Raw genomic sequence first — 21,304 nt, 5'->3', positions numbered from 1 at the left:
ATAACGATAATTTATAAGCGGCTATACATCGATAATAGCATTAATAGATATGTAATTATCTTAAATAAGCATAAAATCAGCGTGGGGATTTTCTAGAATAAAGAGCCGCTAGCGACGCTTTCGCGCCCGAGCGGTATTGCGAAGATTTCCTATATCATAAAAAGACCTTTTAGCGTGTTTCCTGGCTAAAAGGTCTAGTGGTCTCAATTTACGATTTTTTTAGTTAAATTACAGTCAAACCCTCTGGATTAATTTAAAAATATGATTCTATATTTACTTCCATTTTGCCAAAAACCAAGCTCGTAAAATCCAATACAAGCGCTCCAATGGCATACAAATTTCAAGACCAATCAGAAACATCGGAATTCCAAATGCTAGGAACCAAATAGCAAACACTTTGCTTTCCTTACGGTCATGTACACTCTGAGCCACTTTGGGGGACATTGGATCATAAAAAACTTCTATAGTGTCACCAATCTGCGGAATTGCATTTTTACCACCGCCGAAATCTCCTTGCAAGGTATATTTATTACCATTTACAGTATAAGTGATGATTGGTACATAGCTCACACGATTTTCAGAATCTTCTTGTTCCAAGTGATCAGACACATATCCCAAGCAACTGACAGTGCACCTTTTTTTCTTTTTATTTCCAGATGTTATGAACAAAATGCCAATATAGCTAAACAATGCTCCGCCAGCGGCAATACCTGCGCCGATGTAGTTAAAATATACATAAACACCGCTTATCAAAATAAATGAAAGCGCAAACATACCGATAACTATCGGCAGTAGGATGCGTACAATCTGATTACCGCTTTGTGTCTCATCTTCATCATCTGTACTAGAGATTTGGCTGGGGCCGTCCCAAACCTGCCATAATACATATGCAAAAACCAGTGAAATAATTAGCAGAATACAGCCGTAAAAAAATCCCTCAGATTTCATATTCTCTCTTCCTTCCTGTTCTCAAACAGTAAAACTCTCATGTCTTAAAGTATTTTACAACTTTTCTTCAGAGACAGGAAATTTTAATCAATTTTATCGTTTTGAAATCTGGACAAGTGCTCAAAGGGAAGAATTAGTCGACCTCTGTACAGTCCACAGCCGTCATTTATCAGACTGTTATCAATAGCACCAAACATGTTTACATCGACCTTTGACAGCTCAAGCTGCTGGAGAAGCATTCCTCTTTCAAAGGCTTCATCGAAATAAATACTTTCCCCTTTTGGAATCTTATTCCTTCGAGTCCTTTCTTTTAGCTGCCTCTTTTCATATCCCAGATGATTAGCAGGTCCTATCTCCGCGTAATCATCCATATCCTTTGTACGAAGCTGCACCTCGACATAACTGCGGGATTCATTGTCATAAAGCGTTATGTGAAGAGACTCGTAGCCATAGGAACTTGGATTGCTGATATAATCTCTAAAATAAGGACGAGCAGATTCTTTTAGCATATTTGATGAAACTGCATTATCAATAGCTGATATTTCCGGGCTGAACCCCCGCTGTTCCAGGAAATCAGGGATTATATTGGCTATTTCATAAAGGTACTGAAGCTCTATCTCTTTTCTCTCATCAGAGTTATTCACATGGCATTTAGGCATAGAAATTACAATCCTATAAGCGATAAGATCCCTGAAATGCTCAATTTTACTCTTGACCAGTGTAGGCTCAGGAAAAGATCCGTTTTTCTTGTAGTAATTGTAGATTGTTTCAACTATATAAGCATTAAACTTCTCTTCAGCTCTGATCAGCGACTTGATCCGTCCCTTGAAGGTGAATGCAAGCTGCGGATACTGTCTGGTCATATATTTATAAAGTTCCCTTATTCTCTGAGACTGAGAAGTTAGGAAGTCGTTGTGAACAAGCAATTCCTCCATGCGTAGAAGGAAGTTGCTATGAAACATATCTACTGTATTCCCAGTCTTTATCGAGGATTCTTTTAAGTCCCTGGAATACATCTGTATTATCTTTAGTACAGTATCTCCATTGTAAAGATAGTCATTTAGCGTAACCATATACCACAAACTCCCCCTTCCAGATACATCTATTGCAAATTTTCCAAAGAAAAAGAGGCAAAGACGCCTACAAAATCAGCACCTTTGCCTCTTTTCTATAATAACATAAATTCAAACTAAAAGCTTTCTTTCATTCTTCTACTTCGCGCCAGTCGTCAATTTCTTCATCATAATAATAGATCTTGTCGTTCTGCTCATCATAATAGAACGTGGTGCCTGTCTCATCATCATACAGATAGAGTATATCGTCCTCATACATGTACCAGATCTTTTCCTCAAAATCATAGATCCAGCCATCATTGTAATCTTCGTTCTCATAGTCATAACCATATTCACAGGGACTGCCGTCACTTATGTTGTTGCCATATTCTTCTTCATATGATTCCCATCCGCCCCAGCTGTCATCGAAATCACTGAAATCGTAGTAATCCTCGTACCCATAGCTCGACGTAAAACCACTTAGCCAGTCAATATACTCATCGTCAAAGCCAATCTCTTTGTATACAGTCTTCAGCTTATCTATTCTTTTTTAGTAAGGATATAGTTCATCTCCATACTTATAGATTTCATCGGAAAGACCTATGGTTTTCCTCTGCTCGTCCATAAGGGCCTTAGCTTCGGTATCAGAAACATAGGTATTGCCGCTTGACTCTATAGCTTTCTGCGCCATTTCGTAAGCGTTACCTGGTTGAGAAAGGTCTACATCCACGTCTTCTCTGCCCTCAGAATCTACTATGTAGACGTACTGATATTCCTTGCCCTCATAGGATCTATCAAAGGAGAAGCTATCAAGATACATTCCGATATTTTCTCCGATAAGCTGATCGTTATGAGTAAGCTTGCCATCATCATCTGGAAGTATACCCTCTTCAGTTGATCTATACCAGAAATGGTACTTGCCGTTTGCATCAATATATCCTGTTTGACCACCGTGATAGTTTGCTCCGCCTGAACCATAAGACTCAACATATCCGGAGTATTTTACAACCGTCATATTTCTGCTCCAGGAATCACCTGCAAAGCAAATCTTTAGCTTGCCATCAATATTTTTTACAACGAGAGTAAGATTAAACTCTGACGCACCAATATCCATGCATAGCTCATAGCTCTCATCAAGGCCAAGATCTATATATCCTTCACTTTGAATCTCATACAACCAGCCTTCACCATACTGGCCCTCTGATGAAAGTTTTTCTTTTATCTCATTTAGTGTATAGCTCTTACCATTTTCCAAAACTTCAGACAGGCATATGTACTCAGCAATATCTACGTCAATGTCGTACTGCGCTGGCTCTGTGCCATCTATGAATGCCTGATATAGTTTCTCAGACTCTGGGTCAAGCTTTACAGTAGCTTTATCCTTGGGTGAAATATAATCCAAATATTTCTGGTATGCATCGTAGCTATCTTCCGATGAAGCCTCATTTTCTGATGAACCGTTAGAAGCTGCTTCAGTTTGCTCATTTCCTGTGCTTGCCTCTCCGCTTGCGACACCTTCACTTATTGGCTCAAACAAAGTGCTCTCAGAGCTCGTATTTACTGTGCCTTCATTTGAATTAATCCCGCAGCCTGTCGTTCCTATAATGCTACATAATGCCAGCATTATCACTACATTCTTTTTCATAATCTCCTCCAAACCAAAACTGTCTTTCTTACTGCTGAAAATCAGCATATCTAGGATAACACAAAAATCTCATCAAACTATCTGTTTGATGAGATTTTTGTTCTAATAACATATCTTTATTTCTTTTCCAGAACCTTATCAATTGCTGGGACCATTACCTTCTTTCGGGACTGTGATTCCTTATGAATAAAATACTTGGTTCCATCATAGCCGCCTATGGCTTCCTCAAGCACTTCTACGGCTCCGTCTCCGTAAGCAATAGTGTACATTCTGTTCTCTGAATCATCATCGCCATGATTTTTAACCTTGGCATATAGGTAATCAAGTCCTGAATCAGCATATTTGGCAGCTGCGACTTCATACATGCGATCGGCCATTGCTCTTGTATTATCTTCGCCAAAAGCGATAACATCAGCAATTATTCCCACTATTTTTGCCGAATCCATTCCATCAATAGTCTGTGAGTAAGTGCTATGATCTACCAGGACAAACTGTTTGCCGGTTGCATCCTTGATTTCTGCTGGTACCGCAATACCAAAATAATCGAGAGCATATTTGGTCTCACCATTTATCTCTTCGCTTATAGCGGCTTCAGCCTTTATTCCAAGCTGATTGAGCAGATATGCATAGGCAATGGCGGATCCAACAGTATCAGAGTCAGGGCTTTTATGGCCTATGACATATGTTGTATCATCGCCATATTTGACAGAAGTGATGATATCTCTATAACCTTGGCTAGAGTTGGAACTACTTCCACATGCGGACAGCACCATTACGATCAAAAGACAAGTCGACAGAAGCAATGCATTTCTTTTTTTCATTTTGTTTCCTCCTATAGTTAAGCTCTAATGAGAGTTCTTTTTACAAAAAAGAGCACTCTTCATCATTTTAAATTATAGGATGGAACCAAATGAAAAAACATTAACCTTTGGTTAGTATTTTTATGCATCTTTTAAGAGTGTTTTCGGTTTTTTTATAAATCAGCAGTAGGACAATTATTTCATTACTGCTACATATGTCTTTCCATTGATGTTTCTATCTTCCAAGAATTTCCAGGAATTTCAACTATACACATACACTGATATCTTTATTTTCTTTTCCTATCTGTTGTTAGTCCTGATTTCCAAGGAACTGAGTTAAAACGATTGCTACAAACATCAGGATACATCCGGCGGCTTCGCGAAGCGAGAGCTTCTGGCCCAGTACAATCCAGCCAGATAGGGTTCCAAATACACTCTCAAGGCACATTGCAATAGAAGCTATGGCCGGATTTAAGTTCTTTTGCCCAAGGGATTGAAGTGTATATGCTATTCCGCTACTGAATATTCCTGCATAAAGTATTGCAGGCAGAGCGTTACGTATAGAGAACAGGTCTGGTTTCTCTATTACGAGCATAACTATCGTAGCAAGTAGTGCTTCTATAATGAACTGAGCAAGTGTCAGTTTAACCGGATCAATTCTCTTGGAATACCTGGAAACTGCCAGAATCTGAATTGAGAAGCCAAGGGCAGATAAAATCATCAGGGCATCTCCTATTTCCAGATAGAAGCTCCCCTTCATGCACAACAAGTACATGCCTATCACAGAGAGCGTAATACTGATCCAGAGCTTGTTATCAAATCTGCGCCCAAAAAGTAATGATATTATCGGCACGAACACAACGTAAAGTGTTGTAAGAAAGCCTGCCTTGGCCACAGAAGTATAGGCGATTCCGTATTGCTGCGCAAAGCTTGCCAGGAAGATAAAGAGTCCTGCCAGCATGCCGCCCTTTATAAAGGCCTGTTTCTCTCTGCTGCGTTTATCCTGCAGTTCTTGTGGCCCGAGGCCTGAATTTTTGATATCTTTTTTATCTCTGTATAATACAAAGGGCAACAGAAAGATTATTCCAATGTAGGTTCTGAGAGCCAGGTAGGTTCCTGCGCCTACGTATTCTGCGCCAAGGCTCTGAGCTACAAAGGTAGTTCCCCAAAAAAATGATGCTACAAGTAGCATCATTGTATGCGTAAGTGTGTAGATTTTAGTGTTCTGCTTCATAATATTTGTATTGTATCAGCACACTTTCATTTGTCAATGTCTGATAGCAGAAAAAGAAGATGACAATACCACTAGTGTGCTTATTAGTGACGTTCATTCATATACCATCATTTGGATTTATCTTTTCTTATATAGGACAAGTTCTGGATTTGCACCCTCTGCCTCATATGTGCATACCATTATGAAGTCCATATTTGCTAGAATTCCGAAACATCTGTCTCCCCCAAACTCAGACTCAAGCTGGTTACCGAGATATGTTACATTATCGTCCAGGAATTTCACCTTTAATCCGTTGGGTAATGGATATTCAAGATTAACGTAGCTTCCTACTAGCGCATTAAGTTTTTCTACCCTTGGCAAACCTTCAATATGAAGGTCATTGATCTCATCTATCAACTTTTTCTTAAAAGCTTCAAACTGCCCATCATCGCTAAGCTCTTCATATCTTTTCCAATACTCCAGTTTGGGGAGCTCCTGTTTCAGATATTCACGAGCCTGATCTTCAGTATAATTTTCGTTAACCATGTTAGGAATGCATACTTCAATAAGGTTATCCATATCGCTGTATGTGTAGGTTCCATCAGCATAGCACCATTTACAGTAATCCTCATTAAGAGAGCCGTCTTTGTTTCTGCCAATAATTGAATCATCCAGAGGCATGCCACAGCACTGACATATCAACTTATGCGGTGAGCCAAGCAATGTGTTTATCGAAACATTATAAAGGTTTGACAACAGCTTTAAGGTCTCAGTGTTTGGGACTGTTTCACCAGTTTCCCAACGTGAAACTGCCTGACGAGTCACAAAGACCTTTTCAGCCAGATCATCCTGAGACATATTATTCTTTGTTCTAAGCTCAAGTAAAACATCTTTTGTATTCATGTGAATCCCTCCTCTAATAATATTCTAGTACGAAGTGATTCTAAATACACGCAACTCGTAGTTGCTGTTTCGATTTTTAATCCATCAATAAATCTTCTCTATCCTTTCAGTAATTACATACTGATGCTTTCTTTTTATAAGCACAGATCTCTCGCTAAATTACTCTCATTCATTTCATATCTGATCCGGAGTTAAAGTATGGCAAAGGCCATGTCGTACATTTCTCTCGAATCAACAGTGTTTCTGATGTAATTGGGCTCATCAGGCTCATATCTGACATATTTTTCAACTTCTTCAATAAGGGCCAGGTAACAAACTGCTAATGCATATCTTATTTCAGTCTCGCGGGAAAGAACTATCTTTTCCTGAGCAGTTTCATTATAAATTTCTAATTCCTTCTCTTTTGCTGACAGTGGAGTTTTTTGCCCGGTTCCAAGGGTAATGAAATCGGCTACCGGATCACCCCAAAAGCCGCGCTCTGGATCAATCCAGCAGATCTTACCATCATGATAAAGAACATTACTGTCCCACAAATCAAAATTTACCATTCGACAAGGTACGTTCTGAAGGAGCTTTGCATGTTTATCAATATATGAAATAAACTTCTCACCATCAGGTGTCTTGTATCCAAGCGCATTACAATCCTTAACAAGATTACCTGCCATGGACTTTAGGGCATCATACCATGTGTCGTGGAGTCCTGCCTGCCTGTAGCCAAACCTGTCATTTTTGATCCTGTGTATCTTGGTGAGCATTTCAATTTTCTGCTTTTGAACATTTTCATATTCATTGTCCGAGAAGTTTACAGCCCACAAGGGCTCTCCTTCCATCATCTGCATGATAAAACAATTGCTTTTTACTATATCTTTTGAAAAATCTGAAACATATACTTCCGGGCAAAGAATATCCGTGTTTTCATGCATCATCTTATACCAGAACACTTCTGATTCCATCATGTTTTTCTCGTACGAAAGAACTGTAGCGCTCTCTGGAGGCGCTATCTTAAGGGCAAAACTCTTTCCATCATCAAGTATTACTTTATATGCAGAATTAAACTCTCCATTCCCAAGTGGAGCAATGGTTTTCACATTTCCAAGTTTATGAAATGAGAAAAGTTCCCTTATTTCTTCAATTGAAGCTTCATATTTCGTTTTACTCTTGATCATAAATTTGTCCCTTCTCTTTTTCATGACATTAGTTTTTCCTCAATCCATCCAGCAATGGTAACATCATTTTATTGAAATCCAGTATCTCTGCACTATTTCGCCATCATCAGTTACAAGCTCATTTTCCAATACACCGCCGTTGTTCTGGATTGACTTGGCTGAACCAATATTATCTTTGTCACAGCAGATTAGTGCCCTATCAATACCAAGCTTTTTGCACTCTTTAAGGGCCAGGCCTATCATCTTTGTAGCGTAGCCCTTACGCCTTTCTGAAGGTCTGATCCCGTCTCCGATATGCCCACCGCTTTTTAATAGGCCATCATTTAGATAGTGGCGGATATTTACTGCCCCAAGAAGTCTATCTTTCTCGTCATCAAGCAGGAAAAAGGTTGAGTCAGGAACCAGGCCATCTCTGGGATTAGTAAGCTCCAAATGCTCAAGATAATAATCAAAATCGTGATAATCGTTCTTAAAAATGGCCCACGGTGAGTGGTTTGTGTGGTTCTTTTCCTGATCCTCTTTCCACTCATCAATCATTTCTCCAAGTTGTTTCTCGTAGCTCTTTGTTAGCTTGATCAGTTTCAGACTCATACTTTTTCTCTCCTCAATATATTTCTTTTTCTAGAACATTTAGCCGCTTGCTATTTCACCCGACAGTACAGAGTTCGCCCCGGCGAATATATCCAATTTTTTCATAGCAGGCATTAGATGCTACGTAATCTGCATCTGTGTAGAGCATCGGAAGATATCCTTCTGCTCTTGCAAGTTCAGTTACTGTGTAAACCAGATTTTCGGCATAGTGTTTCCTCCTGCACTCTGGCTTGGTGTACACAAGGTTGATACCGGCCATATCACCATTTGGAACATACTTACAACAAGCTGTAGTAATTCCGTTATCTTGCCAAAAGAATGTTCTTCTGTCTTCTATAAATTTCTTAGCATTCTGCTCATAGGCGGCTCTGTCCATTATATCTATGCCTACTGCGTTGTGGAAACCATCTATCAGGTCAACAAGCTCTTCAAAGTCATCCTGGGTGCACTTGTGCAGTTCTCCAGATGCCTTCTCCTGAGGCTCTACGGACTTGGGACAGTCATAGGCATACATATTTTGTCTGATGGAAAGCTCTTTCCCCTCTTCTTTAGCCCGCTTTATGAAGTATTCAGCCAGTTTATACTTAATATTGTAGTTGTGATTTCCATCAAGAAGGCCGTTTTCTGAAATTACATCGTAGGCAGCTGCCATATCTTTATCCGTAGCATCATCCGGAGTCCAGATCCATACAGGAAATGGCTCTTTTGAAAAGCAGATTATTACTCTCTCATGATCAGATAATATTAGCTTGCAGGGGCCTCCAAGGATGCGACGCAGAACAAAAAACGTATATCTGTCCTGGTCTAGGAGCTTAAAATCTCTTTCATCAACAAATTTGTCCATAACTATCCTCCTCTTGAAATAAATATGAAAAAACCTCATCAAATCTATAGTTTGATGAGGCATCGGTTAAAATATGAAAATGCTAAAAATGTATAAACCTAAGCATTTATCTCGTCCTCATCAAATGCATTAACAATAAATCCCTGATCAAATTTGTTCATGGATTTAATAGTTAGCATTGAATTGACGAGATCAAGTTTTTTCATAATTCAAATCGCTTTCAGAAAATATTTAGTTTTTAGTATAACTTTCTGACAACTGTATGTCAACTTCTTTTCCTCTACTGCTTTACTGCCCCGTCGGATACTCCAGAAATAAGGAATCTTGATAAAGAGAAATACAGGATTACAATCGGCACCGCGATAAATATCGCTCCTGCCGCAAATCTTGAAAACTCCGTCTCTCCAAGATGTGTTAGCCCTACTGCTACGGTCCAGAGGTCCCTATTTTTAAGGAGCATGTTTGGGAGAATGAAGTCGCTCCATGGCCAAGCAAAAGATGTAAGAGCTGTGTATACTAAAATAGGCTTTGAAAGAGGCATTGTAACCTTCCAAAAGATAGTTGGATTAGATGCTCCGTCAATTCTGGCAGCCTCATAGATTGAATTACTTATTGTATCGAAATACCCTTTCTGAACAAGATAACCCATAGGTGCCCCTGCAGAATACACCAGTATCAGGCTCCACAGATTGTTTATGAGATTGAAGTTGATCATGATAAGATAAACCGCCGTCATTCCCATAAAGCTTGGAAACATGCTAAGTACCAGCGTTGCCTTCATAAGAGGCTTTCTCATTTTGAATCTGAATCTGCTCATTGTATATGCAGTCAGAATCACTAGTACTGTAGATAGCACACAGGAGAAAACAGCCACAAAAAGAGTATTCCTGAGCCAGCTTGGATAGTCATACATCTGGGTATCTGTAAACAATTTGATATAGGTCCCCAGACTATAACTTTTAGGAAAAAATCCATCATAATCGTAAATTGATCCAGAGGCTGAAAAAGAAGCCAATACAAGCCACAGCACTGGAAAAAAGAAAATGAAGGATACAAAGATAAGTACTATATGTGTAACGACAGCTTCTGAAAGTCGTTCTTTTTTCATCTGAAAGTATCCTCCTTTTTAAATGCTGATGAATTCACGTAAGTCACCAGAGAAATCACTGAAGTAATAATAAAAATGATAAGGCTGACTGCTGCGCCTATTCCGTAGTAATTATTGTCAATAGACAGATTATAGAGCCAGTTGATGAGAAGGTCTGTGTCACTTGCCAGGAAATAATCATCCAGATAAAGACCTCCCCTTAGAAAGTAGAACACACCGAAGTTATTGAAATTCCCTACAAAGCTAGTGATCAGCGTTGGCGTTGTAGAAAATACCACAAAAGGAAGTGTGAGCTTTGTAAACTGCTTCCATCTGCCTGCTCCATCGAGACTGGCTGCCTCATAGAGTTCATTATTCATATTTGAAAGAATTCCTGTAGCCAGCAACATTGAAGTAGGTATTGATATCCAGGCATTAACCAATAGCCCTATAATTCTGGCTTTCCATCCGGCATCAATATCCAAAAAGCCTACCGGCGCAAGTCCCATAACTTTCAGGTAGTAATTGATCGGGCCACCATAAGAGAACATAAACTTAAATCCCAGAAGGGTAATAAATCCCGGAACAGCGTAGGCAAGAATAGGAAAGGCTCTCCAAAAGGTCTTTCCCCTAACACATTTCTTATTCAGAAGAAGTGCAAGAAACAAACCTCCAAAATAGTTAAGAGTTGTTGCGCACACGGCCCAGATTACGTTCCATCCAAGTATCTTTAGAAAAGTATCCTTTATTTCTGACAGGGAAAAAATCTGTATGAAATTCCCAAATCCTATCCAATCCACAAGCTTGGGAGGAACGATATCTCCGCCATAGTTTGTAAAAGCAATAAGGATCATGAAAATAATAGGAAGCACGTTGAACAGTGCAACTCCCGCAACAGGAAGAAACAGCGCCACAACATAAAATTTTTTATCCACAAACAGCTGCAATGATGCCAAAAAGCCGGGAACAGGCTTGCCCTGCTCCACTAGCTTTTCTGTGTTTCTAACATCTTTTATGTTAGAAAGATAAAATACTATGACCGAAATAAGTATCAGAAATGCCAATATTCCTCTTAACATCATGATGATAGAGTCATCACCCTTTGTGCCAAGCCATGGATCACCTTCTATTGTTCCAAGGGTAAAAAAACCTGCCATATCACCAAATCCTGCAGTAAAAAGATACCACAAATATAAGGCAAGCACTGCCATATAAAGCATTCCCTTTATTCTCTGTCCGTACAGGAATTGCCCAAGCCCCATGATGACGTAGGAGCATTTTGTCTTTATATTTCTCGAATCCATGTTAAGCTCCCTTAATTAGACAAAGTATAGATTGCATCGTAGATACTCTTTGATGCTTTATCCAGTGCCTCCTGCATGGAAGCTTCATCTGCATATTTGACAGTTTCACCTTTTTTCTCTCTAAAGGCATCCTTGGCCACATCACTAAGAAGGGTTCCCATAGGATCCCATATCTGATCAACAGCCTTAACAGACGGCATAAGGCTTATATGTCCGGCGTTAAGACTATCAAAGATCATACTTGTTGTTCCACCCATTTCCTGTGCTACATCTGACCTTGTTGGCGCAACTCCAAGAATTTCGGCCCTTCTCTTTATCATTTCTCTACTTGTTGCAAAGTTTACGAACTCAATGCAGGCCTCTCTGTGCTCTGTATAAGCACTGATTCCATAGCCATTAACACCGCCCATTACTACAGTATCAACGGTATCTTCCTTTTTACTTAAATCTCCATCTGCAGGCATTTTACCAGGAAGTTCCACCATTCCAAGATTCTCAGTAGCTTTTTGGTCAGCTTCTTCGTCACTACTTCCCTCAGCTTTATATACATCAGCAAGCCTGTCATGGAAAAGGACATAGGTATCTGGAGTTGAAATAGAGCAAAAATAAGTTCCATCAGCAACCTTGGCATATCTATTCTGAGCAATTGAATCATCTATACACTCTTCATTCATAAGACCTGCAAACTGGCGAAGAGCTAACAGTCCCTTAGCAGCATCTCCTTTGCCAAAGCCTACATCCTCTGCCTTTGTAAGCCCATTCTCATCTTTTCCAAAAACATATCCGCCGTAAGAAAAGTCAAACTGCGCCATCATGTAAAGATCTTTGCAGGAAGCAACAAGACCATAGTTCTGACCATCAGAGGATTCTACAATTTGCTGTGAATACTGGTACAAGCTGCTCCAGTTCTGAAGGAAATCCGGAGTCTTATCTCCATCCTCATCCCACTGGGCTTCCCAGCCTTCAGGCAGCTTATCTTTTCTATAAAAGAGCATTGGCTCCTGAACATTGACAGGAATGGCGCAGGTGTACTGTTTGCCGTCGACTGCTATGGTAAAGGCATCCCATGCTTCTTCCGGGATGAGACTTGCGCACTCAAAATCATCCCTGTTAAGTGCCAGGATGTGCTTATCTTCTGCATATGCCATCAACTTATCGTTGGCCTGATAAAGCACGTCAGGTCCGTAGCCGTAAGGGCCGTTTTCTGCCAGATTGCTGTATTCCTCCATGTTTGCATCAACCGCCTGAATTCCTTTATCTTTATATGCTTCATTAAAAGCAGACAAGAGTTCATCAAGGTATCCTTCCTGTTTGGCAGTATCATTTTCAAGAATGCGAAGTGTGATCACCTCACTATTTGCAGAATCAGTGCCTGCCTTTGTGTTATCGCTTCCACACGCTGTCATGCTGACGCCAAGTGATGATATAAGTAGCAGCGCGAACGCTTTCTTTAATCCTCTCATAGTACTTCTCCTCCACAAACAAATAATCTGAAGTTTCCAGGTTCTACCTGAATATCTTTTTCTTTTCCAATGCTATCTGTTTCATTTATATACAGCATCACGTCACCGTTTCTACTCTGCCTCTGAAGGCAAAAGAGCTTTTTATCCTCCGAAGCATAAATGCGGGTTCCGCTGAACTTGAAGCTGCACTTTTTTCTTATATCAGCAAGCTTTTTTATGTAATCATTAAGAGTATCCTCTTTTTCTTTTGCAAAATCCATGCATCTTCTGCAATCTGGATCATAACCTCCAACAGTATAGCACTCTGTTCCATAAAAAATAGATGGCGCACCTGGAAACATATACAAAAGAGTAAGCGCAGCCTTAAGCTTCTTTCTGTCTTCATGAACTTCGCTAAAAAATCTGTCTGTGTCATGACTATCAAGGAGATTTAGCATCATATCATTGACAGTATCAGTATTTCTCGCCAGGATATCATTAAGCTTATTGGCTACTCCCTGAGCATCAAGCTGTCCATAAGCAAAATAATCTAATGCAGCCTTAGTAAAAGCATAGTTCATAATACTGTCATATTGATCTCCCCTTAGGTAATTACTAGCATTATGCCAGTTTTCACCTATGATCACCGCTGATTCTTTTGCTGCTTTAACTTCCTTTCGGAACCTTCTCCAAAAATCGTGGCTTATTTCATCAGATACATCCAGTCTCCACCCATCTATATCAAACTCCTTGATATAATAGGTGGCGATAGAAATCAGATAGTCTTGAACATGGATATTTGAGGTATTCCACTTGGGCATATAGGTGCATCCTGCAAAAACCTCGTAGTTTAGCGGCTCAGCGCAAGGATAATCGCCCTTTATAACGAACCAATCGTAATACTCAGACTCTTTTCCCTTTGAAATCACATCCTGGAATTTATCATTAAGCTCACTTACATGGTTAAAAACTGCATCCAGAACAAGCTTCATTTCCCTGTTGTGTAGCTCTTTTACCAGATTCTTAAGATCTGTCTTGTCTCCAAAATCTGGATCTACATCAAAGTAATCCACAATGTCATACTTGTGATTGGAAGGAGACTTGAAAATAGGTGTAAGGTAAAGGGCATCACATCCAAGCGCTTTTATGTAGTCAAGCTTGGAGATGATCCCCTTAAGATCACCTCCCGCAAAGCTCTTGGGATTAGGGATATCGCCCCACTTAAGGTTAATATAGTTCTTATCTTTGTTTTCATCTGCCATGCAGAATCTGTCTATGAAGATTTGATAAAAGCTGGCCTGCGACAACCATTCTTCTTTTTTAAGAATATCAGCGCTGTTAATGTAGGGATACTGGAAAAAATTGTAAAAGCCCTTGGTGAAATCATATGTGAGTGTTGCGCCATCCTCAGAAAAATAGTAATACTCTTTTCCATCATAAAGGTAAAAGACATATGCAAGCCTGGTGTCCTCTAGCTTAAGACTGATTGAAAAGTAGTCGTAAAGCTCTCCGGATAATTCCTTTTTCATCTGAAGCTTTTGCTGACTATTTCCAATAACATATTTGCTCTCGTAGATAATATATGCTCTTTCTATGTCATTTTTGGCTGTGCGAAGCCTTATGACAATTTCATTTTCAGATACGGGAAAACAGTATTCCGAATCTGTAATGTGTAAAAGTGCAAACTGGTTCATTTAAGCAGCTCCTTTTACTCATTTGCTGTTCCATCAGTCAATGGATCAGAATTTCTTACTATTGAAAGAGTATCCTGAGCCTGGTTATCAGGATTTGTTGTAAGAGTAATTGTATAGTTACCATCAGTCAGAACCTTAACATTTGCTTTGTCATCAGTTCCGGCAAGGCCTCCGGCATTTTCCATCTGAGACTCATCTATTTCTGTAAACTTACCAAAGCCCTTCTGTGTATCCCATGACCAGTCTGCTATGATCTGAAATTCGTCACCTTCAAAAAGATCAATAGTCAGAGCAAATTCATTAGTAGCATTTCCAGTTGGAACTAGTTCAAATGTAGCTTTTTCTTCATCGCTAAGGCTTCCAGCCCAGTTGTTAAGTGCAAGTGTACCTTTCTTGGATGAACCCGCAATATACCAGTGTCTTGTATCTTCTGCTACACTATTAGCTCTAAAATCTCCGTAAAGAGTTGTGTCTTTCTCAAAGGTATCTACAGAAAGATCTTTTTTGCTGGTTTCAAGATATGATGGAGTCTCGAACCAGCCATTAAATTCAGCCCCTTCTGTCTGTTCAAATGCTTCATAAGAAGCTTTATCCAAAAGTTCACCTGCTGCTACCTTGGCTGTACCAAGAGTTGTATCCTGATTCATAAAAGTAATAGTGATATCTTCCTTGGGTGCCTCCTGCACATCTTTCTCTCCGCATCCTGCAAGCCCGCATAATACAAATAAAGTTGCCATTGTTCCGGTTAAAATTCTTGTTACTAATCCATTCTTTTTCATGTTTAGTCCTCCCTTTACACATTCATTTAGATTTTGTTTTGTCATTTATATCTTGTTAAATTTGTTAAGTTTGTTAACTTAACTGTTAAATTAGTAATAACACTTTGAATATCCCTTGTCAATATCTGGCACCTCTGCTATTATTAACTTAACATGTTAACCCAGCTTACCAACACGTTAATATTATTTACATTCTGAAGGACTTATAATCATGGCTAACGAAAAGAAAGCTACTGTCCGGGATATTGCTGCAAAGGCCGGTGTATCAGTAGCTACAGTTTCATATGTACTTAATGATAAAAAGGATACTAAAATAAGTGATGTAACCAGAAAGAAAGTACTACAGGTCGCAAATCTGCTCAACTACAGTATTCCTGAGAAGTACAAGAATATAGATGCTAGAAAAGGCGCCTATACTATCGGCGTTATGTATACGCTCATGGCGGATACTCCCTCTAGAAACGCAGAGATTCTTTCTCTTATAAATCTTCTGGCTGGCAGGTTTTTTAGGATTGGCTTCAATTGCCAGCTCATTCCACTGGAATCTGCAGCAGAATATCAGAAACCTATCGAGGGGCTTGATGGCATAATAGCTATAGACTTGGAAGAATCTGTGTTCAAGCAGATGTCAGGACAGTATTTCATCCCTATCCTTTGCCTTGACATGATGATCAACGATTTTCTTTTTTATCAGATACATACTGACATGGAGAGCATCGCTGCGCAGGCCAGAGATATTCTGGGTGAAGATTACTGTCTTGTTATTGATAAATACAACAATAAAAGATATTGCGATTATCTCCTAGCAGATCTCCCAAGAGAAAATGTTTTCTTTTTCTCAGATTTTGAAGACAGTGACTTTTCTATATTAAAAAGCAAAAAGGTCCTTGTTTATGGAATGCAGCTGGGAATGATAATTCAGCAGAATGTCAAATGCAAGGATTTAGTTGTAGTTTCCTGTGAAGATAATCTTCATGTTTATTCCAAGGGTCTTAAGACCATCCATTATGATATTGAGAAAAAAGCCAACTTGGCCATGAATATCATGATGAATGCAATAGAAAAGAAATTCGATGTTAAGCACGAGTACAAGGTGTTTTAAATGCTATCACAGGCATCTTATTACAGTACCAGTGTGATATGTACCCTCTTTACTGGACAACCAGTAAGGTGGGTATTTTTTTCCGCATCTTTTACGAGTATTTTTGGTTTTTTTATAAGTCAGCAGTAGGGCAAATTTTTCATTATTCTTTTTCTTCAATACGGTAGCTGATAGTCAGGCTCACGCCCCCATCCATAGACTGGCTGGCTATTTTCATTTCGCTGTTAACAGGGATAGTAAAGGTTTTTGGACCCTTATCGTTAAGATTTATTGTTCCATCTGGATTTTGCTCAATAAGTCCACCCGAAGAACACAATACAACAGCATCTTCGCTGATTTTTTTTACTGTTAATTTATAATGGGCATATTCATATATGACTTCACCTTTTTTTAAATCAATGAATTCATTAGTATATTCATTGGGGGTTGCTTCAATATCCGACCAGTAGCTGTAAGTTAATACCACAACAGGGGTACCATCTATGTTTGCTGACTTATTAAAATATCCAATTACAACTGCCAGTACACTTATGATTATTACAAAAAGACAAATTAAAATACCAAGTGTTTTCTTTGAAGCATTCTTCATATCTCCTATCTCCTCCACATTGTTATATCTATAATACAGTCTGGGATGAACATATGATGCAAGTTTACCAGTTGTTTTTGTATAGTATTTAGCGTCGCCAACAGTTATCCAGGTACTCCTGGTAAGCTTTCCATCTGCCTTAAAGTATTTTAGAAAAAAATGGACCAGATAATCTGATCCATTTTAGAAAAATTAAAATTCGTAGCTATCAACTGTGATAACAATACTATAATAACAAGTGGAATTATACGTAATAGAAGTAAAGCCTTTTTTGGACTCCCTATAATGCCCAGTTATACATAAGTATTTTAAAATATGAGTGTTTGCGTCAAAAGTGTATTTGACTTTATCAATCTTATCGTAGTTTATCTTTTGGCTGAAAGCCTTTAAAAAAGGCTTATAATATTCAAAGCCATATTCAGGATTCTGGCTCAGCACAACCGTATTAGTGGATCCTTCTGACTCATCTATATATAATGAGCATTTATCAAGATCTGGTAATAATAACTCCATAATATCCACATCTGGAATAGGTTCCCAACTATCAGCATATGAACCAGCTGAGGTTTCTTCACCGTTTTTTACCTCTTGCACCAGTGTGTATCCGTAGTTCTCTGACTTATCATATGTATTGTAGTCTAAAAAAATTGATGTAATGGAATCGTCTTTTTGTTCATATGCATCATCTATTACAAGTGTATTACGATAGTCTTTAGTTCCGGCATATTGTCGGTTAAAAGAGAAATTAATATGCTCGATAGCTGTATAGGCATCGAGTCCTTCATAAGTTGAGCTGGTATCAGTAGTTGACGTAAAATTACAATCTATAGTACATTGGCCAAATCCTGAAACAGATAGGCTTGTAGCATAATAAAGACTTTCTTTAGTAGCATCAAATAGCTGATTTATTGTTTCTGCATCAGGATCAGAGCTAAAGTCAGCACACCCTGATAGTGTGAATGTAGATATAGCCAGAGTCAGAAGAAGGGCCAAATATTTTTTTCTTTTAAACATAAAACATGCTCCTAGAGAAATTGATTACTGCTATTATACATCGTGGCATGAGTATTTGTTGCAGGGAAAAGCCACTATAGCTCAATCTCCAGGGCGATTGGAGTATGATCCTGACGTGCTCCGGAATCTAGCATATCTGACCTTGTAACCTTATCTTTTATTCTGTTGCTGACAAGGAAATAGTCAATTCTCCAGCCTGAATTATTGATCTTGCTGGTCTTGATACGCTGAGCCCACCAGGAGTACACATTTGGGGTGTTGCCATGCACATGCCTGAATGTATCAGTAAATCCCGCATCCAAAAGATTTGTAAAGCCCGCTCTTTCTTCATCTGTAAAACCAGCTGACATATGGTTGCTGTCAGGATTTGCAAGATCAATCTCTTCGTGAGCCACATTATAATCTCCGCAGGATATAACGGGCTTAACTTCATCAAGTGATTTCAGGTATTTCGTGTACTGAACGTCCCACTCCTGGCGCTCTTTCAGCCTTTTTAGGCCATCGCCTGCGTTAGGAGTATATACCAGGTTAAAAAAGAACTTGTCGTGCTCTAATGTGATCATCCTGCCTTCACTGTCCATGGTATCAGGAGCACCTATCTCAGGAAAGCTTGCTACTACCTTGATATCTTTTTTGTAAAGTGCCATAGTTCCTGCATAACCTTTTCTTGCAGGCTCTCTTGAACTAACATATACATAATCATAGTCAGGAAAATATGCCTTCAACGCCTCTTCCTGCTTGGCATTCATGCCATTTTCCGGAAGTTTGGTCTCCTGAATGGCGATAATATCAGCATTTTCTTTTGCAATTGTATCAAGAACCTGTCTGCTTAGGTCTGAACGTGGGCTTGTGCCTGTAAGTGCTGCGTTTATTGAATCTATATTCCAGGATATGAATTTCATGAGATTACTCCTTTTCTAACATTGTTACTCTTCATTATACATGAATTTTGGCTATCCAATGAAAAGAAAAAAACGAGCCAGCTTGAAAATCAAGCCAGCTCTACTTTTTCATTTCCAGTTATTATCTTGAGCTATTCTCTCTTTTTCCGATTCCCACTTCGGAATAGGAATATCCTGATGAAGTCTATGCAGAATAGTATCTAGGCCTTCTGGTTTATGGTATAGGTACCCCTGCCCCAGCTCACATCCTACACTTAGAAGGAACTTCTTTTGTTCCTCAGTTTCCATTCCCTCGCAAAGAGTATGGATTCCTAGCTCGTGAGCAACATCTATCATTCCTTTTAGAATGACTCTGTTAGCACCATTATGAGCATCAAGATTTATCAAAAGACTCATATCAAACTTGATAAGGTCTATGTCAAAACTACTAAATACATTGAGGGATGAATATCCGCTTCCAAAATCATCAACCCAGAGCTTATAGCCATTTTCACGAATCTTTCTAAGCTGTTCATAGAATTTATCTGTGGCTTTAGCCAGACCCTGCTCAGTAATCTCAATGATAAAATAGCTCTTGTCAATACCGTACTGATCAATGTCGTACTTGTCATAAATCTTATTAATCTCTTCAATAACATCTATATAGTCAAAGTCCTGCCTGGAGAAATTGATGGAAACAGGTAAAAGAGGAAGTCCCTCATCATATCGGATTTTTACCTCTTTACACACCATTTCAAACATGTAGAGGTCCATTTCATGCATAAGATGGTATTTTTCAAGTGCTGGTATAAAATCATCTGGTTTTATCAGTCCTTTCTCTGGATCAATCCAACGGGCAAGAGCTTCAAAACCCATTCCACTTCCGGTTTCTATGCGCAAAAAGCACTGGTAAAAGACCTTGATCCAGCCTTTTTCCATTGCTTTGTCAAAGTTTTCAATTATATATCTCTGGTGATTATATAAAATATCGTCTTCTACAGTATAGAACCTATAATACTTTTTCAAATCCTCACCAACAAGTTTGTTGGCTCTTATAGCGTGATCAATGGATTCTGTAAGCGAAACATTCTTGTTCCCTACATATATTCCGACATTTAATCCGGTTGTTGTACCAAAAGCGCTTATCTTTACCTTGGAATTGACACTTTCAATTTTGCTTACAATATCTTCTTCGCCATCATATTCATCAATAACGCCAAAATGGTCTGAAACTATACGTGCAACTAGTCCATGGTGGAACTCTGCCACAAGGATATTTGCTACAAGGTATAAAAGATCATCGCCTCTTTTAACGCCATATCTTCTGTTGTAGGACTGCATTGAATCTATATCTATGTAAATAAATACCGGAGTTTTGCCTTTTTCTACAATTTCCTTTATTTTGCTGTCGCCATTCTTGTTGACATAGTTTAAGTTTGGAAGGTTAGTCAAGGCATCTACATAGAAATCATCTTTTTGAAACAGCTTATACTTATTTGCAATTTCCAAAAATTTATTCTCATGCTTTTGAACATCGTTGTAGACCAAAAAAGCCAGATCTGTCCCGTCTTCCATTGTCTGCCAGTAGCCGGTTGAATGGATCAGGTGATAACCATCTTCCATTCTCACTCTGAAAGTGATATCATAGTCAGTTTTCCTATCAAGAAAATCCAGGCTGATTGCGCGAAGCTTTTTCTTCTCTTCAGGATGAACCTTCTCGAAAAAAATTTCTTTCTCCCTTTCATTATAATTGCCATATAATTCATCTCTGGATAAACTGTGAAACTCTAGAAAGCCATCAGAAATAGCAAGTGGCTCATAACCACCACTTGCTGAAGGCCCCATAATGATCATAGGAACTATAAGACTCTCATATGATTTTTTTATCTCTTCAGGGAGTTTATACAAAAGAATTTCTCCTTTAATCCCATGATGTAAGGGTCAAAAGCCCTTTACATAAATTTATCTGCTCCTTGAAAATTCATACAAACCGATTTTTGATGTAAAACTTGAGTATTTTACTCTCAAAGTGTGGATATGGCAGGGAATTCCCTATTAATCATCCGGCAAGTACCGGATTCGGAGCATAGTGCCCCAGACCCTTCCGATATCGAAAGAGTTTTCTGAAATTCAATGCCGCTATTTTGCATCCAAAGAAAAATTTACATCGGAGCTTTCCATGGACACACATCTTGTTTACACCATAGACGTTTTTCAGGATTGACGGAACTGTCTCAGCACCATTACGGA

The 21,304-nt window shown here is 39.0% G+C and carries 20 protein-coding genes and 1 pseudogene; 1 reads left to right on the top strand and 20 read right to left on the bottom strand.

Annotation, left to right across the window (positions count from 1 at the left end):
- Positions 1-273: 273 nt before the first annotated feature.
- From BLO53_RS02500 to BLO53_RS02435, 15 genes are all read right to left on the bottom strand, one after another.
- Positions 274-948: a DUF3592 domain-containing protein gene (locus BLO53_RS02500; RefSeq protein ID WP_092058933.1), complete on the bottom strand. Its 675-nt coding sequence runs from the start codon at positions 946-948 to the stop codon at positions 274-276.
- A gap of 83 nt (positions 949-1,031) precedes the next feature.
- Complete coding sequence (locus tag BLO53_RS02495; protein WP_092058931.1) at positions 1,032-2,021, bottom strand: guanosine polyphosphate pyrophosphohydrolase; 990 nt, start codon at positions 2,019-2,021, stop codon at positions 1,032-1,034.
- 130 nt (positions 2,022-2,151) lie between these two features.
- On the bottom strand, positions 2,152-2,280 hold the full coding sequence (locus BLO53_RS19745) for a hypothetical protein (RefSeq protein ID WP_255363867.1): 129 nt from the start codon (positions 2,278-2,280) through the stop codon (positions 2,152-2,154).
- Positions 2,281-2,550: 270 nt separating this feature from the next.
- Complete coding sequence (locus tag BLO53_RS02490) at positions 2,551-3,645, bottom strand: hypothetical protein (RefSeq protein WP_092058929.1); 1,095 nt, start codon at positions 3,643-3,645, stop codon at positions 2,551-2,553.
- A 116-nt stretch (positions 3,646-3,761) separates the two neighbouring features.
- Positions 3,762-4,466, bottom strand: coding sequence for a DHH family phosphoesterase (locus BLO53_RS02485; RefSeq protein ID WP_092058927.1), 705 nt, complete (start codon positions 4,464-4,466; stop codon positions 3,762-3,764).
- A 289-nt stretch (positions 4,467-4,755) separates the two neighbouring features.
- Positions 4,756-5,679, bottom strand: coding sequence for a DMT family transporter (locus tag BLO53_RS02480; protein WP_092058925.1), 924 nt, complete (start codon positions 5,677-5,679; stop codon positions 4,756-4,758).
- 117 nt (positions 5,680-5,796) lie between these two features.
- The gene (locus BLO53_RS02475) at positions 5,797-6,561 is read right to left on the bottom strand and encodes a zinc ribbon domain-containing protein (protein WP_092058923.1); all 765 of its coding nucleotides are present in this window, start codon (positions 6,559-6,561) and stop codon (positions 5,797-5,799) included.
- 191 nt (positions 6,562-6,752) lie between these two features.
- Positions 6,753-7,727 carry an aminoglycoside phosphotransferase family protein gene (locus BLO53_RS02470; RefSeq protein ID WP_176757129.1) on the bottom strand — a complete coding sequence of 325 codons (975 nt, stop codon included), beginning with the start codon at positions 7,725-7,727 and terminating at the stop codon, positions 6,753-6,755.
- Between the two features lie 63 nt (positions 7,728-7,790).
- Entirely contained in the window at positions 7,791-8,318 is a 528-nt protein-coding gene (locus BLO53_RS02465; protein WP_026490116.1) for a GNAT family N-acetyltransferase, read from the bottom strand.
- Between the two features lie 55 nt (positions 8,319-8,373).
- Positions 8,374-9,162: a GNAT family N-acetyltransferase gene (locus tag BLO53_RS02460; protein WP_176757128.1), complete on the bottom strand. Its 789-nt coding sequence runs from the start codon at positions 9,160-9,162 to the stop codon at positions 8,374-8,376.
- 280 nt (positions 9,163-9,442) lie between these two features.
- The gene (locus BLO53_RS02455) at positions 9,443-10,270 is read right to left on the bottom strand and encodes a sugar ABC transporter permease (protein ID WP_092058917.1); all 828 of its coding nucleotides are present in this window, start codon (positions 10,268-10,270) and stop codon (positions 9,443-9,445) included.
- Entirely contained in the window at positions 10,267-11,553 is a 1,287-nt protein-coding gene (locus BLO53_RS02450; RefSeq protein WP_092058915.1) for a carbohydrate ABC transporter permease, read from the bottom strand. The genes BLO53_RS02455 and BLO53_RS02450 overlap by 4 nt, the downstream gene beginning before the upstream one ends.
- 11 nt (positions 11,554-11,564) lie before the next feature.
- Entirely contained in the window at positions 11,565-13,016 is a 1,452-nt protein-coding gene (locus tag BLO53_RS02445) for a sugar ABC transporter substrate-binding protein (RefSeq protein WP_092058913.1), read from the bottom strand.
- On the bottom strand, positions 13,013-14,689 hold the full coding sequence (locus BLO53_RS02440) for a glycoside hydrolase family 13 protein (RefSeq protein WP_092058911.1): 1,677 nt from the start codon (positions 14,687-14,689) through the stop codon (positions 13,013-13,015). The genes BLO53_RS02445 and BLO53_RS02440 overlap by 4 nt, the downstream gene beginning before the upstream one ends.
- 14 nt (positions 14,690-14,703) lie before the next feature.
- Positions 14,704-15,468: a hypothetical protein gene (locus BLO53_RS02435; RefSeq protein WP_092058909.1), complete on the bottom strand. Its 765-nt coding sequence runs from the start codon at positions 15,466-15,468 to the stop codon at positions 14,704-14,706.
- A gap of 211 nt (positions 15,469-15,679) precedes the next feature.
- Between BLO53_RS02435 and BLO53_RS02430 the strand changes: the two genes are divergently transcribed.
- Positions 15,680-16,570: a LacI family DNA-binding transcriptional regulator gene (locus BLO53_RS02430; RefSeq protein ID WP_092058907.1), complete on the top strand. Its 891-nt coding sequence runs from the start codon at positions 15,680-15,682 to the stop codon at positions 16,568-16,570.
- A 142-nt stretch (positions 16,571-16,712) separates the two neighbouring features.
- Here the strand turns inward: BLO53_RS02430 and BLO53_RS02425 are convergent, their stop codons facing one another.
- The 5 genes and pseudogenes from BLO53_RS02425 to BLO53_RS19430 all read right to left on the bottom strand — a co-directional run.
- A complete protein-coding gene (locus BLO53_RS02425; protein ID WP_092058905.1) occupies positions 16,713-17,159 on the bottom strand; it encodes a hypothetical protein in 447 nt (148 codons plus the stop codon).
- Positions 17,160-17,351: 192 nt separating this feature from the next.
- Entirely contained in the window at positions 17,352-18,173 is an 822-nt protein-coding gene (locus BLO53_RS02420; protein WP_092058903.1) for a hypothetical protein, read from the bottom strand.
- 74 nt (positions 18,174-18,247) lie between these two features.
- A complete protein-coding gene (locus BLO53_RS02415) occupies positions 18,248-19,075 on the bottom strand; it encodes an exodeoxyribonuclease III (protein ID WP_092058900.1) in 828 nt (275 codons plus the stop codon).
- A gap of 108 nt (positions 19,076-19,183) precedes the next feature.
- Positions 19,184-20,962, bottom strand: coding sequence for a sensor domain-containing phosphodiesterase (locus BLO53_RS02410; RefSeq protein ID WP_092058898.1), 1,779 nt, complete (start codon positions 20,960-20,962; stop codon positions 19,184-19,186).
- A 151-nt stretch (positions 20,963-21,113) separates the two neighbouring features.
- A pseudogene (locus BLO53_RS19430) lies at positions 21,114-21,304 on the bottom strand (transposase); the annotation flags it as partial.

The sequence above is a fragment of the Butyrivibrio sp. INlla14 genome (assembly GCF_900102515.1).
In the GTDB taxonomy this organism is placed as follows: domain Bacteria; phylum Bacillota; class Clostridia; order Lachnospirales; family Lachnospiraceae; genus Butyrivibrio.
This window is presented reverse-complemented; position numbering and strand designations above follow the sequence as displayed.